The sequence below is a fragment of the Romboutsia sp. Marseille-P6047 genome (genome assembly GCF_900604535.1).
GTDB lineage: Bacteria > Bacillota > Clostridia > Peptostreptococcales > Peptostreptococcaceae > Romboutsia_E.
Genome location: NZ_UWOT01000005.1, coordinates 1 through 15,933 on the forward strand (window position 1 = coordinate 1; position 15,933 = coordinate 15,933).

At 25.1% G+C, this 15,933-nt stretch carries 13 protein-coding genes and 1 other annotated feature; of the genes, 2 read left to right on the forward strand and 11 right to left on the reverse strand.

The genetic code is table 11. The features are described 5' to 3' along the window. Positions 1 to 5 precede the first annotated feature (5 nt). Positions 6 to 116 carry a helix-turn-helix domain-containing protein gene (locus EIH23_RS17090; protein WP_279265828.1) on the forward strand — a complete coding sequence of 37 codons (111 nt, stop codon included), beginning with the start codon at positions 6 to 8 and terminating at the stop codon, positions 114 to 116. 51 nt (positions 117 to 167) lie between these two features. Here the strand turns inward: EIH23_RS17090 and EIH23_RS06350 are convergent, their stop codons facing one another. The 3 genes from EIH23_RS06350 to EIH23_RS06360 form a co-directional block, all read right to left on the reverse strand. Then, on the reverse strand, positions 168 to 716 hold the full coding sequence (locus EIH23_RS06350) for an NADH peroxidase (RefSeq protein WP_122639390.1): 549 nt from the start codon (positions 714 to 716) through the stop codon (positions 168 to 170). Between the two features lie 208 nt (positions 717 to 924). After that, on the reverse strand, positions 925 to 3,354 hold the full coding sequence (locus EIH23_RS06355) for an ABC transporter permease (RefSeq protein WP_122639391.1): 2,430 nt from the start codon (positions 3,352 to 3,354) through the stop codon (positions 925 to 927). Continuing rightward, complete coding sequence (locus EIH23_RS06360; RefSeq protein WP_122639392.1) at positions 3,345 to 4,046, reverse strand: ABC transporter ATP-binding protein; 702 nt, start codon at positions 4,044 to 4,046, stop codon at positions 3,345 to 3,347. The genes EIH23_RS06355 and EIH23_RS06360 overlap by 10 nt, the downstream gene beginning before the upstream one ends. A gap of 233 nt (positions 4,047 to 4,279) precedes the next feature. Between EIH23_RS06360 and EIH23_RS06365 the strand changes: the two genes are divergently transcribed. Next, positions 4,280 to 6,427, forward strand: a complete 2,148-nt coding sequence (locus EIH23_RS06365; RefSeq protein ID WP_122639393.1) for a YhgE/Pip domain-containing protein — start codon at positions 4,280 to 4,282, stop codon at positions 6,425 to 6,427. 47 nt (positions 6,428 to 6,474) lie between these two features. Here the strand turns inward: EIH23_RS06365 and EIH23_RS06370 are convergent, their stop codons facing one another. The 8 genes from EIH23_RS06370 to EIH23_RS06405 form a co-directional block, all read right to left on the reverse strand. After that, entirely contained in the window at positions 6,475 to 9,102 is a 2,628-nt protein-coding gene (locus EIH23_RS06370; RefSeq protein WP_122639394.1) for an ABC transporter permease, read from the reverse strand. Beyond that, positions 9,103 to 9,780, reverse strand: coding sequence for an ABC transporter ATP-binding protein (locus tag EIH23_RS06375; protein ID WP_122639395.1), 678 nt, complete (start codon positions 9,778 to 9,780; stop codon positions 9,103 to 9,105). It lies immediately after the preceding gene. 117 nt (positions 9,781 to 9,897) lie between these two features. Then, positions 9,898 to 11,139, reverse strand: coding sequence for a sensor histidine kinase (locus EIH23_RS06380; protein ID WP_122639396.1), 1,242 nt, complete (start codon positions 11,137 to 11,139; stop codon positions 9,898 to 9,900). After that, entirely contained in the window at positions 11,126 to 11,827 is a 702-nt protein-coding gene (locus EIH23_RS06385) for a response regulator transcription factor (RefSeq protein ID WP_122639397.1), read from the reverse strand. Before EIH23_RS06385 ends, EIH23_RS06380 begins: the two co-directional genes overlap by 14 nt. Positions 11,828 to 12,123: 296 nt before the next feature. Then, positions 12,124 to 12,549 (reverse strand): hypothetical protein, encoded by a 426-nt coding sequence (locus EIH23_RS06390; protein WP_122639398.1) that lies wholly within the window; start codon positions 12,547 to 12,549, stop codon positions 12,124 to 12,126. 114 nt (positions 12,550 to 12,663) lie between these two features. Further along, a complete protein-coding gene (locus tag EIH23_RS06395) occupies positions 12,664 to 14,028 on the reverse strand; it encodes a sensor histidine kinase (protein WP_122639399.1) in 1,365 nt (454 codons plus the stop codon). 31 nt (positions 14,029 to 14,059) lie between these two features. Next, on the reverse strand, positions 14,060 to 14,596 hold the full coding sequence (locus tag EIH23_RS06400) for a hypothetical protein (protein WP_122639400.1): 537 nt from the start codon (positions 14,594 to 14,596) through the stop codon (positions 14,060 to 14,062). 199 nt (positions 14,597 to 14,795) lie between these two features. Beyond that, entirely contained in the window at positions 14,796 to 15,362 is a 567-nt protein-coding gene (locus EIH23_RS06405) for a tryptophan transporter (protein WP_122639401.1), read from the reverse strand. Positions 15,363 to 15,500: 138 nt separating this feature from the next. Further along, positions 15,501 to 15,757, reverse strand: a binding site (T-box leader). Between the last annotated feature and the right edge of the window lie 176 nt (positions 15,758 to 15,933).

A 15,933-nucleotide genomic window follows, 5' to 3' on the forward strand; every position in this document is an offset into this window, starting at 1 on the left:
CACTTATATATAGATTAGATAAAATTAAGGAATTACTTGATTTAGATTTAAAAAATTTTAAGGATGCAATGATATTTTATTTAAGTATAAATAGTTATTTTTTGTCCAAAAATTAAAAATAAAAAAGTAACATACTCAATAAATATAAGTATGTTACTTTTTTATTTTTATTTATTTTCAAAATATCTATTTAATAATCCTAAAAACGCTTTACCATGTCTAGCTTCATCTTTACACATTTCATGTACAGAATCATGAATTGCATCAAGTCCTAATTCCTTAGCCTTTTTAGCTAACTTTAACTTACCTTCTGCTGCTCCATATTCTGCTTCTACTCTAGCTTTTAAATTATTTCTAGTACTTGCTTCAACTACTTCACCTAACATTTCTGCAAATCTACTTGCATGGTCAGCTTCTTCATAAGCAATTCTTGAATATGCTTCAGCTACTTCTGGATAGCCTTCTCTATCAGCTTGTCTACTCATAGCTAAATACATTCCGACTTCTGTACATTCACCCATAAAATTAGCTCTTAATCCTTCTAGTATTTCATCATCTAACCCTTGTCCAACTCCTATTCTATGTTCATCAGCCCATTTTAATTCACCTTTCATTTCTTCAAACTTATCTGGACCAACTCCACATACTGGACATTTTGTAGGTGGTGCATCTCCTTCATAAATGTATCCACATACTGTACAAACCCATTTTTTCATCTTATTAGTACCTCCTTAAAATATGTATCTACTTTATGTATTTCATATAATTAAATAGAAAAATCATACTTATATTATTAGTAATAATTTTACTAATTATACTAAAGTGATTCTACCATTTAAATTTAATAACTCGTATAATCTTCAAAATTAAAATGGCTATAATCGTAATTCTTTGATTATAGCCATTAATTTCTTATAATTTATCTTATTCTCTATATTCTTTTAATACTTCTTGAAGTGAAACTTTATCTATTCTTTTCTTTGCTGCAAATGTGCCAGAAAAAAATATAATTATTATAACTAGTAATCCTGATACTAAGTGGCTTATCTTAAATTCAAATGGCATAACAATGCCAAATTCTTTGCCCATATAACCTATGATATAGTCAAAACCTACCACAGTAATATATGTACTTATAAAATATGAAATTATTGCATGCAATAGATAACTGTTTAAAATCATAGAGTTAACTTCTTTTTTAGAATATCCCATTACTTTTAATAATGAAATATTATAATAATTGTCTTCAGTAGTTAAGGTAGTAAGAATATAAAGAACTAATACTCCTATAAAAATACCAAATCCAATCATTATATAAACTGCAATCTCAACATATTTTTGCATTAATTTACTTTGACTTATTATATCATTTTTATTTATTACACTTATATAATTGGATTCATCCAAATTAGATTTTGAGTATACCCCATTAAAGTAAGTTTTATTTATTCCTAAATTTAAATCTTTTTTGTAGGTAATAATATGCTCTATGTCTTCTAGCCTCCAATAAATAGTTTCATTACCATAATCTTTTGATATATTTGATACAATTCTTTTTATTCGTTGGTTATTTATTTCAATTTCTATTATGTCATCCTTTTTTATATTGTAAATTTTACTGAAACTTTTATTTATAATTACTCCCTTATCTAAATCCTTCGTTATATCCTTATATTTCTTATCATATAACTTATGAAGTTTATTATCTGGTGAAATTCCTTTTATATTAATAACATTGCCTTTATATTTTATACTTTCTATACTTATAAATTGTTCTTCATCTTCTTTTAAAGAAGGTAATCCCTTTGTAAAATCTACATATCCTTCATATACATAATCTACATCATTATAATAATCAGTTGTCATTTTTTCGAAAAATCCTATCATCATAAAGCTCATTATTATAAGCATTGATGATAAGAATATACCTATAAAAAATACTACAAATTTGCTAGTATTATTAAATATAAAAGAGTATTTGAACTTATTTTTTGCTGAACAATTTTTAAGTAATATATTACTAATCTTATTTAATTTACTTACCTTTTCTATATTATTTTCTTTAAGTAAATTTATAACTTTTTTAGATAACAATTTCTTTATTATAATGTATGAAAGAAGTAAAATTATTAACATTGGTATAATTACTGATGTAGCTAGTATAAACAAATTACTTTTTATAGGTGCATCTGGAATCAAATAAAAATCTAAATAAAAGTCTTTCATTTTTGAAGATGCATACACTCCTCCAATATAACCTATAATTAACATTGGAAGTGATACTATTATAAGTATAATTAAGTATGGAATTAATATACAATTTTCTGAATATCCTATTGACTTTAATAATCCAATTTGAGATTTTTCATTTCTAATAATTTTATAAATTAAAATTAAGACTATCATAACAGCAATAATAAGCATAATTACACTTAGTATGATAGTTATTTCTTGACCAGATTTAACTTCTTCGTATATCGCTCCACTTCTTATTTGATTTTTAGTTGATATTATATTTGTTATAAAGTCCAAATCTTTATTCTCAGTAAATGTAGCTACTACTTTTTTATCAAATTTATTCATTATACTTCCATAGTTTTTGTTATACTCTTTTTTCACAACACCAGATAAATAAATCTCTTCTTTACTACTTATATTTTCAAACTCATTATCAACAACAAGAGCCGGTGTAATTTTTGAGTTATCTATTATAAAATCCGATCCATTTATTGGTAATGTCATATCTGGAAATAAAACATATCCTGTAATTTTGTATAGATTTTTATTAACTTGTATACTATCTCCTATATTTAAATTATTTTTATTTGCATAAATTTTACTAACTGCAATTTCATTGTTACTTTTAGGTTTATCTCCTTCTTCTATGTATGATAAATTTATACTTTCTCCATCTTTAATGAATGTAATTTTATTGCCTTCACCTTTATATGTAAAATTAACCTCTTTATATTTTCTTAATTCTAATTCAAAGTCTTTGTAAGTATCTTCAAATCTCTTAATTCTATTATCTAAAATTTTATTATATAGTTGTTTATTCTTATTTTTTATATCATTTAAGCTATATGTAAGAATGTTATTTACAGTAGATTTTTCTTTTTCATTTAATAAATCTATGTCTGAGCTAGTAATTCCATCTACAATATTTATAGAAAAGTCCTCTTGATTATATTCTTTTACAAACTTTTCAAAAGGATCCTTCATACTATTTAATGTGTAAAACATTGTTGTATATAAAAATGAACTAATTCCAATTATAATTCCAATAGCTAAGAGCTGTAATCTTTTTTTCTTAAAAATATTTAATGTATTCTTTAAAAGGATTCTTAAGCCCATAATATTTCACTTGCCTTTCTTTTTTCTTCATTCTTTATAACCTCTACAATCTTACCTGAGTTCATTTTTATTATTGTATCGGCCATATATGATATGTTTGTATTATGGGTTATTAAAATAGTTGTAGTATTTAAGTTATTATTCATAACTTGAATAATATTTAATATTTGTTTTCCTGTTTTTTCATCTAGTGCACCTGTTGGTTCATCACAAAACATTATCTTTGGATTTTTAGCAATACTTCTTGCTATAGATACCCTCTGTTGCTCTCCTCCTGATAATTGATATGGATATTTATCTTTGTCTTCATACATTGATACTGACTTTAGTACCTCATCAATCCCAAGTGAATCTTTGCTAACTGCACTACCTATTTCAACATTTTCTCTTACAGTAAGATTTTGTAATAAGTTATACTGCTGAAATATAAATCCTAAATAATCTCTTCTAAATTTAGTCAACTGCTTTTCATTATAATCACTAATTTTAGTATCATTAAAATAAATCTCACCTTCACTTGGACTATCTAATCCGCTTATTACATTTAATAAGGTACTTTTCCCACTACCACTAGGACCTAATATAACTACAAACTCTCCATCTTTTATTTCTAGGTTAATATTTTTCAATGCTACGGTTTCAACTTCTCCACTTTTATAAATTTTACTAATATTTTTTAATACAATACTCATGTTTTTCCCCCAATCTGAATGGATATTAACCATATCAATTAAATATTAATTATGACCCTATAAAAAGTCTACTTTTTACATAAAATAAAATCATGTAAATAACAAGAATTTGCGTCACTTTTTTACTTTTATCTATATTTCACTTGTCTTTTATTGTCAAAAATAAATGATTGTTATATTATATTTTTAAATAACATTCTGAATTTATAATAATATGTCGGAGGTATAACTATATGAAAAATATATTAAAAATCTTAAAAAAAGATTTTAGCAATGTATTTACCAACTTTGCATTATTAATTGTTATAGTTGGCTTATCAATTTTACCATCTTTATATGCTTGGTTTAATATAAAAGCATCTTGGGATCCTTATGGTAATACAGGTAATATAAAAGTTGCTGTTATCAATGAGGATAAGGGTAGCTCTGTATTAAATAAGGATGTTAATTTAGGTGATCAAGTAGTCGAAAAATTAAAAGATAACGATGCACTTGGATGGCAATTTGTTGACAAAGCTACAGCTTTAAAAGGCGTTGAAACCGGTAAGTATTATGCATCAATAGAAATTCCATCTAATTTTTCACAAAATTTAACTTCTTTAGTTAGGGAAGATGTTAAAAAAGGTGAAATAATCTATACTGTTAATGAGAAAATAAATGCTATTGCTCCAAAAATTACAGATAAAGGAGCTACCTCAATTCAACTTGAGGTAAATCAAACAGTTGTAAAAACAGTAAGCGAAGTAATGTTTGAAGCTCTTAATGATATTGGTGTAACACTAGAGACAGAACTTCCAAAGTTAAATAAAATTGAAACTTCTCTTATTGAAGTTCAAAATAAGTTTAAAAATATTGATAAAACTATTGACTTAGCATCTGATGCTACAAGTCAAATTTCTGATATTGTCAAAGAACTTCAAAAAGATATGCCATTAATTCAAACTACACTAACTAATTCTGTTGGATTAGCTGATGATGTAAAATCATTTTTAAATGATACACAATCAAGTGTTAATAGCATTGCTCCAGTTATAAAAAGTGATCTAGAAATAATAAATAGCGTATCATCCTCTGCAATATCTGCTGTATCTGATATAATAGATGCAATAAACAAAGGGTACGATAATGCTCCAGAATTAATAGATAGTTTATCTAATAAACTTTCAAATTTATCTTCTACAACAAGTACTTTGACTAGTTTCTTAAATAAACTTAATAAACTAGTCCCTGGAAATCAACTTGGTGGTGTAATTACTCAATTAGAAAGTATTAATACTAAATTAAATGCTGCTACTAGTAGCTTAAATGCTATAAAAGATCAGTTAGCTAATGGACAAACTCCATCTTTACCTAATTTAAATGGTATATTAAAAGTAGTCAAAGATATTAATAGCATTACATCAAATATAATAAATAACTTTGACTCAAAAATAACTACTCCTATAAATAATATATTTGATGAAGGTACTACAGTTGCTAATAATATTTTAGATGTTTTAAATTCTGCTGAAAATAAGCTTCCTAAAGTAAATAATATTCTATCAACTGCTCTAGAATTCTCAGGAAGTGCAGATGAAACTGTAGATTTTATAAAAGAAAAAATACCAATGGCTAAAAATATTATAAATGAATTAGTTGATGCTGTATCTAAAGTAAATAATAGTGAGGATATGAAAGAACTAATATCTTTATTGAAAAATGATATAACAACTCGTTCAGATTTCTTAAAAGAACCAGTTGAAATAGTAACAAACAGTTTATATCCAGTTGCAAACTATGGATCTGCTATGACACCATTTTATACTGTACTTTCTTTATGGGTAGGAATATTATTACTTTGCTCCTTACTTTCAACAGAAGTACATGGTGAGTATAAACCTTATGAAGTTTACTTTGGTAGAGGACTTACATTCCTTACTATAGCACTATTACAAGCACTTATAGTAAGTTTAGGTGATATATTCATTTTAAAAGTAACTATGACTAATCCATTGTTATTTGTTTTAGTTTCATTACTTACTTCATTTGTGTTTACTTTTATAGTTTATTCATTGTGTTCTCTATTTGGAAATGTTGGTAAGGCTATAGCTGTTATTTTACTAGTTATACAAGTTGCAGGTTCTGGAGGAACATTCCCTATTCAGGTTACACCAAAGTTTTTCCAAGCTGTAAATCCATTACTTCCATTTACTTATGCAATATCAGCTCAAAGAGAAGCTGTTGCTGGTGTTTATATGCCAAATTTAAATAAGGATATTATTGCTTTATTAATATTCTTTGCTATATTTACTATACTTAGTGTTATCTTCAAAGGTCCTATAAATAGAGTAACTAAAAAGTTTAATGATAAACTTTCAGATAGTGGTTTAATTGGACATTAATATAAAAAAAGGAGTATAAATTAATTTATACTCCTTTTTTTATTCAATTATATACTTTCCTGCCTAATGTTTTCTATTATATTTTCTTTGTTTATCTTAGACATTGGTATATAAGAAGCAATAAATGTTATAACAAATATTCCTACAAAGCATATACCTACAGCACCCCAAGGAAGAATCATACCAACATCTATAACATCTCCAAGTGTTTTATTCATAAGTATATCTATTCCAAGCCCTATTGGAACTCCATATAATAATGCTAATACTCCATACAGTAAGCCTTCTAAATATATCATTTTGTTAAATCCTCTAGGTGTTACACCTATTGATTTAATTATAGCCAGTTCTCTTTTTCTTAAATTTATATTTGTACTTATTGTATTTACTATATTAGTTATACTTACTAATGATATAACAACTACAAATCCATATACAAATACTTTTATTGCCATTGCTGACTCTTCCATCTCTTTAGCATATTCAAGTTCATCGTTAACATTATATCCATTATTTTCTGCTAATGCTTTTATAAGATCTCTACTTTCTTCATTTTTATTTGTAGATATATAAACCATACTTTTATCTATATCAAACCCTAATTTTTCTCCTACTTCATCATAAGTTATAAAATCAATTCCCATATGAGTTGATGATAAATTTCCTGGAAGTAAGTCTTCTGTAGTAGCTAGTACTTTTAATTTAATTGGTGTTTTTATTTCTTCACCAGTATTTTCATCATAACTTACTTCATAAATATCTATAGTATCACCGACTTTGTAATTAGTTAAAGAAACATCACCTTTTTTACCTGGTTCTTCATAATAACTTTTATTTCTAAGTATTATACCATTTTCATTTATAGCTCTTTCTTTATCAATACTTCCACTAGTAAGATTTAATTTACCTATAGCATAATCTCCAGGGAACATAATGTGATTATTTAAGAAATCATATATAAATTCATTATTTTTCTCTTCAAATTCGAAATATTTACTTACTAAATCTTTATAAATTTCATCTATATTACTTTCTTTTATATATGTTCCCACTGTATAATAATTGTTAATGCTAAAATTCTCAATTCCATTTATATTTCTTAAGTCATTAATTAAATTATTATCTTCTACTTCTCCATTTTTATATAGATTCATATCATAATTCATTTGACCTGTATGAATTTCATTTGATCTTACAAATAACTCCATAAATCCACTAAATGATATAAATATAACTACACTTATTATTAAAGAAAATAAAGTTATTCTAAATTTCTTTTTATTTCTTCTTAAATTCTTATATGCAAGAACTCCTTCAGCCTTAAATAATAGTTTAATAATTTTGGAATCTTTAACTTTTCCTAATTTCAAATTACTACTATTTTTTATAGCTTCAAGAGGAGAAGTTTTTGCTGCACTCATTGCTGGAAGTATTGCTGATACAAATATTGTAATCATCACTATAATTGAACTTCCTATAATTATATATGGTTTATAGACCACTCTTAAGTTCATCTGTGCTATAAATGAATTTTTAAATAAACTTTGTATACATTTAAATACTAAATCTATTGCTAAACTACCACAAATTATCCCTATTGGTATAGCTATTATACTAACTATAAGCGCTTCTATAAATACTAATTTCATAACCTGGTATTTTGTAGCACCTATAGAGTTAAGTACTCCAAACTGTTTTTTACGTTCGCTAATAGATATACTAAAAGCATTATATACAGTTGCAATTGTACATACAACTACTAGAATTGTAACAATTGACATTATCATATATATAGTGTTATTTATATGTGTATATGCACTTGCACCTTGTATTCTTAATAAATGTTCATTAAATGATAAGTTTTCATAAAATACACCTTTATCACTAGAATAATATAATGAATCACTTTCATATACATTTTCTTCATTTACGATATCTTCTTTAAAACCTAAATTTTTAGATATTTTAGAGGCTATATCATATATTTCTGAAGGCTTATTAGCGCATATAGATACATTTATATCTTTATTTTTAGGCAACTTATTTATATCTAGGTGAGTTATTGCCGTAACTACACCATTTCCATTATACTCAAATCCTGGTCTTTCTATAATGCCAACAATTTTAAAGTTTTTACTTTCTAATTCAACTAATTTTTCCCCTTGTTCTGGTGAATAATAACCTGATACATTATCTCCATCTTTAGATTCTCTTTTTCCTATTTGAAGTTTTATAGTATCTCCTATATTTTTATTAACTAAGGAATATGCCGATTCACTAAGTACTATTTCATTTTCATTTATTGGAAGCTTACCTTCTTTTAAATTAATTTGATATCCCTCAAACGATTCATTATCATAACTTTTAACTCGAATTAAGCTATTATCATTATTTTTTATCTTAGAATATCCTAAATTATCACTTAAAGCTGATTTAGAAATTCCTGCTGACTTTGTTATAGTATCTATATCATCCTTTTTTATATCATAAAATGTAGCATGGAATGCACCATCATTAGATATAGTCTCTCTAATTTGATAATCCATAAAACTTTCAAATATATTTCCAATCCCACAAATAAGTGCAGTTGAAAGTATTATTCCTATTATAGTAACTATTGTTCTCTTCTTATTTTCTTTTAAATATCTTATGGTTAGAGATGTATATAAGTTCATTTATATCACCTCATCTTGTTTTATTATTCCATCTTCTATTGTTATCACTCTATCTGCTTGTAAAGCAATATTAGTATCATGAGTTATCATTATTAAAGTTTGATTATATTTCTTTACTGATAGCTTTAATAGCTCAAGCACTTCTTTAGAATTTTTACTATCTAAGTTTCCTGTTGGTTCATCTGCTAAAACTATAGATGGTCTATTAATCAAAGCTCTTCCTATAGATGTTCTTTGTTGTTGCCCTCCACTTAATTCGTTCGGAAGATGATTTTCTCTTTCTTTTAGTCCTAAAGTTTTTAATAAGTCATCTAAGTATTCTTTTTCTATTTTTCTATTATCTAATTCTGCAGGAAGTAATATATTTTCCTTTACGCTAAGTACTGGTATTAAATTATAAAATTGATATATAAGACCTACATTTCTTCTTCTAAATATAGACAAATCTTTCTCTTTTAAAGTATATATATCTACATTATTTATATAAACATTACCACTAGTTGGCTTGTCTACTCCTCCTAATAAATGTAATAATGTACTTTTTCCACTACCACTTGGTCCTACTATTGCAATAAATTCACCTTTATTTATTGACAAATTTACATTTTTTAAGGCATCTACTTTTGCCTCGCCTTTGCCGTAACTTTTAGCTAGATTCTCTACTTTCAAAATTTCCATATTATCCTCCATAATTGTTATATCTTTATTTAAATTTCTTCTTAAATTCAAACTCAAATCTATACTTTATAGTTTAGAACTTAAGCCTTACATTAAGGTGAAGATTTAAGTGACATATTAGTCACTATAACTTTTATGAAAAACTATATGAAACTCTGTTCCCTTATTTATTTCACTCTTAACATATATATCTCCATTTTGACCTTCTATTATAGATTTTGCCATTGCAAGCCCTATTCCTACACTATCCTCTTTTGAGCTATTCTTTCCCTTATAAAATCTCTTAAATATATGAGGTAAGTCTTTTTTATCTATTCCTTCTCCGCTGTCTTTTATTATTATCTCTGAATATAATGGATTTTCCTCATAAATAATAGTTAAACTTCCATTTTTAGGAGTATGTTCTATACAGTTCTTTATTATATTTAATAAAGCTTCCGTTGACCAATCTATATCTCCATAATATGTTGCATCATCATCTCCATTTATATCTAAATTTATATTTTTAAGCTCTATTGGAATTAAACTTGGCTGAAGAGCTCTTCTTACTAGCTCTTTAATATCCACTTCTTCTTTTTTGAAATCTATAACTTTAGCTTCTACCTTAGAAAGTTTTAACATACTTTTTATAAGCCACTCCATCCTAGTTAACTGAGATTTTATTTTATCTAAAAATTCAACCTTTGTTTCCTTCGGTATATCCTCATACATAAGGTCATTTAGTATTATAAGCGATGTCATAGGAGTTTTTAGCTGATGTGATATATCTGATATAGTATCATTTAAAAATATTTTATCATTATTTAATAGCTCTACTTTTTCTTTAAGAATATTCGTCATCTTAATTAACTCAGTTTTTAAAAGACCTATTTGTCCTTCTTGATTGGAATTTTTCATTTCAAATATCCTTCCTTCTGACCTATTATAAACATAATCAGTCATATCAGTTATATCTGAATATACCTTTTTAAAATAATATATAGATAATATTAAAAATAAAACAAATACAAATACTAAAAACAATATATTTACACTTAAAAGTTCATTAATACTCTCACTTATAATAGGTTCATTTCCAAAACTTATACTTTTATTATAATTATAATTTTCTAGGATATCTTTACCTAAGTCTATATTTTCCTTAGAACCACCTTGAGTTATTATATCTACTATTTGTGATTCTAAATTTGGATTTTTATGTAATATCTCTCCTAATATTGCTTGATTATTTTCAACTACCTTAAATTTTATTATATTTATATTCATAAAAGTAATACTTATAGATAACCCTATACTAATTAGTAATAAAATAAAGCAATTTCTTAAAAATCTTTTCATCTCTGGATTAAATAGAAACATTATCTTCACTTCCATTCCACTTGTAACCAAGACCTCTTACAGTAATTACAAACTTAGGATCTGTTGCATCATCTTCAATCTTTTCTCTAAGTCTTTTTATATAAACCGTAAGAGTATTATCATTTACAAAGTCATATGTGACATCCCAAAGTTTTTCAAGAATTTTTGATCTACTTAAAACTACATTGTTATTTTGTATTAAAATCAACAATAACTTATATTCAACTGATGTTAGAAAAATTTCTTCTCCATTTTTAAATACTCTTGCTTCTAATGTATGTATACTTAAATTTTTAAACTTTAATATTTTTTTATTATCATTATTATTACCTTTTCTTCTAAGCACAGCTTTTATCCTAGATACAAGCTCTCTTACTCTAAAAGGCTTAGTTATATAATCATCTGCTCCTATGTCTAATCCCATTACAATATTAACTTCTTCATCACAAGCAGTTAAAAATATTATTGGTATATCTTGTGACTTTCTAACTTCTTCACAAAAATCATAACCATTTCCATCAGGTAAGGTTACATCTAAGAGAATAATACCATATTCTTTTTCATTAATATTTTTTCTACTGCTTTCTAAATCTTTACATATATCTATATTAAAGCCTTCTTGTTCTAGTGCATATTTTACTCCAAATGCTATAGTACTATCATCTTCTATCATAAGAATATTTGTCATAATTTCCTCCAATTTAATTTTATTTTCCTATAATTATTATACAATATATAAAATAATATAATATAATACTTCTTATAAAATTACATATTAGTCACTTTAATATGATAATGTACAAAAAAGAGATTTAAAGAAATGAACTAAATAATTTCAGCACAATTCCTTTAAATCTCTTTTTTTAATAGGTTTATTTTATTATTTAATAAAGTAATCATTGAATCTAATAGGGTATTCAATGATTAAATCGCATTTTACATCTGCATTTAGTATATTCTATTTCGTTGATATTGTCAACTCAATTATTCGTCATATTTTTCATATTTATCTTCTTCAAATTCTTCTTCCTCTATATCACATTTATCTACTTTTATCTGATCTATATAATGATTTAATTCTTTTGGTGATACTATTTCATCATTTTCATAACTTAATCGTCTAGAATTAAACTCATCTATTTTTTCTTTTAATTCTTCATCTTCATCTTTTTTATTGTAAATCTCATCACATTCTTTATCATAAGACTCTTCATCTTCTAGATAATCTAAATAATTTAACTCATCAGACATTTCTCTATCAAGTATATAGTTTTTTATCTTTTTATAAGAAAAATATGCACCTAACCCTGTTAAAATGGTTATTCCTGTATACATTATAATTTTTTTGTTTTCTTCCCATCTTTTTTCTGCTTGTTTCTCTAAAAATTTAGTTGCCAGATATTTAATCATAATGCTTCACTCTCCTAGTGTTTTATCATATTGAATATAGTATTTGTATTATTCAAATAAAAATTATCATATCTGGCAATATACATATATTGTTATTATGCATTAAATTTATTACTATGCTTTTATTGCTTCATCTTCTTCTAATTTTGCATCATCATTTTTTTGCAATATAACTTTTACTACTGTTCCCTTTCCTTCTACACTACTAATATCTATTGCTCCATTTAATGCTTCTATCATTTGTTTTACTATATTAAGCCCTATTCCGCTACCTTCTTTAGTTTCTATAGAATCGCGTTCTGCTCGTTCATATCTATTAAATATATTTTTCAACTTACGTTTAGGAATTCCTACTCCTGTATCTTTTACTGAAATTATTATTAACTGATCCGTATCTTCAACTTTTACATCTACAGATCCATTTTCTTTATTATATTTAATAGCATTAGATAATAAATTTAAAATTATTTTTTCTATAAATTGTGTATCTACAGAAGTATATACTTCTTCATGTTCAGTATCGAAAATTAAATTTATATTTCTCTCTGTAGCGTATGTTAATACAGAGTCAGTTATATCTTCTACTAAACTAACTATATTTACATACTTTAAATCCACATGTAATTTATCACTTTCTAATTTGATAGAATCTATAAAATTATTTATTTGTTTTATTAATCTATTGCAATTTTGTCTAATAATTTGATTAAATTCAATTAAATTATCATACTTTTTCTTTTTAATATTTAAATCTTGCATTTGAACGGTTGAGTAAATTACATTTACTGGCGTTTTAAAATCATGAGATATATTTGCTAGAACTTGGTTTTTTATTTCGTCTAATGTTTTATTATACTCTAATTCTTCTTTTATTTTAGCTAACTTTATTCTATCTTCCATATTTTTTATTATAAATATAGATAATGTTTTATTTTTACGTCTTTTAATTATATTAGTTTGCTCTCCATAAAACTCTGTTCCACGGAATGAATACTTTAGGTTTAGATATTTAACAGGTTTTTTGATATCATCAATTTTCTTTATGCTTTCTCTTTCACTTTCATCAACTATATCAAAAAGAGTTCTTCCTAAAATATAATCACTACTATATAGATTAAAATATTCATTAATTTTTTCATTTGCAAAAACTATTACTCCATCTTCACAAACTATTACTCCATCTGGAAGATACATTAATATCTCTTCATATCTATTTTTATAGTCTTTAAATCCTTTATTTACCTCTTCTAATCTTTCCTTCTCCCTAAGTAGATTTCTGTATAATAATTGATTTGGCCTTCTTATAATATCCATATAACAAATTTTTGATATACATATACTATTTACTAAGCATATTAGAAGTAATGTTAAGAAAATGTATGTGTTATATATTTTTAAATATGCGCTTAAGACTCCATATATTAACATGAAAGCTAAATAAACTAATCTGGATACATTGTATATTTGAATATCTCTCATAGCCCTTTTTGATATTCTATTATCTAGTTTTTTATATTTTTATTATATAAATAGCACCTATAATGTATACTATTTCTACTATAAAAGAATATACAGTAATTCCACTTTTGCTATAAACCATTGGAATAACTGATGTTCTACATAGCACTAATAATGATAAAACTGTAAGTATTATTAATGTATTTATAATTTTTTTTATATTTATCTCATTTTTATGTTTATTTAAAATGTACATTGTTAGTAAAATCTCTACACCTATACCTAAAAATCCAATGTGTGTAATTGTATTTATATGTTGATATTCATGCTTATACATTAGCATCGAAAAAGCATAAACTAAGTTGATAATTCCAGAAAACGCAAAAACCATGGATATGTGTTTATATATATTATCTTTATTTAAGTCAGAATAAGATGTATTTACTAAAAATCCGCAAATCCCTATAGTACTATTTAATATAAGTAATACGCTATATATGTGTATAAAGCTAAACTTTCCAAGTAATATATACAGTATAACTAAAATAAATATATATATCTTCATTATGTTTTTGACACATTCGTTCATATATCATTAATCCCCTGATAAGTTAATAGTAGTACATTAAATTGTAATTTTCTACCTAAAATCGCATTTTAATATAAACATTTTCCGTCAAAATATACGTAATTTCTAACTTTAAAGTTTTTATCATAAAATTTTCTATTATGAATTTAATTAAAAAAATCACTATACTAAATTTAGCATAATGATTTTTCATAACTCTCTATTTATTAAAACTACTTAAGTTTTTATATCCTAATCTATTTACAGAAGATGTCACAACTTTAACTAAAAATATACCACATACTAGGTTAATTCCTATAGCTGGAACTACAGCTACTAAAAATAAAGCTTTAAAACTGCCTGGTAATCCAACTAAGGCTAATGCTGCTAGTAAGAATGTAGTACCACTAATTAAAGTTCCTATTGGAAGTATAATCATTGAAACTATAAAATCCTGAATTCTTTCACTTAGTTTTTTTACAAAAGGAAGCTTATAAATTACATACATAAATAAATAAACTAAATTAGTTGTTATCACTTTATCTATTATATTTGGTATCTGTCCACCTGGAAATTTAGATGTTAAACCTGCAAATATTCCACATGCTATACCACAAATTAGAGAAGTTTTATAATCTCCTTTATTTATAATCATTATTGTAAATAACATAATCAAAGATATATCAGGTTGTATTGGTAAACCTATAGCTGGTGTAAGTTGATGTATAATTAAACCTAATGCTAAAAGTAATGCATTTAAAACCATTTTTTTTGTATTTAATTTCATAATATTGTCCTCCTAAATCTTTTAAATATTTTTTAATCAATAATTGCCATATATTTAAATCACATTCTTTATGTTTTCTTCTTCATATCATACTTATCACCACCTTTAATTTATAAAATAAAAAACTCCGTCCTAAATTAATAGGACGGAGTTTATCCGCGTTGCCACCTAATTTATGTATAACAAAATCAAGTTATACATCTCTCATTTTAGGATACTATCATATCCCATTCGCTATAACGTGCGATTTACGGTAAAGCCTACTCTCATATAATATGATTTCAGTTTACTCCTCAAAGGCCCATTCACTAAATTTCTTCTTGTTGAGCTTCCACCATCCTCAACTCTCTATTTTGAACCTAAATTTAGTTACTATCCCTTTTCTTAGGATTATAAAAATTTTTAATTATTGTAATTATATTCTTAATTTTTAATAAAGTCAATTCTTTTTATCTTTATACTCTTATTTATATGTAAAAAATGTAATCGTGTTACTAATTTTGACTATATTAATAAAAAATAGCTGCATATAAATATATTTATATACAGCTTCTAAGAAAAGGAGTTGATA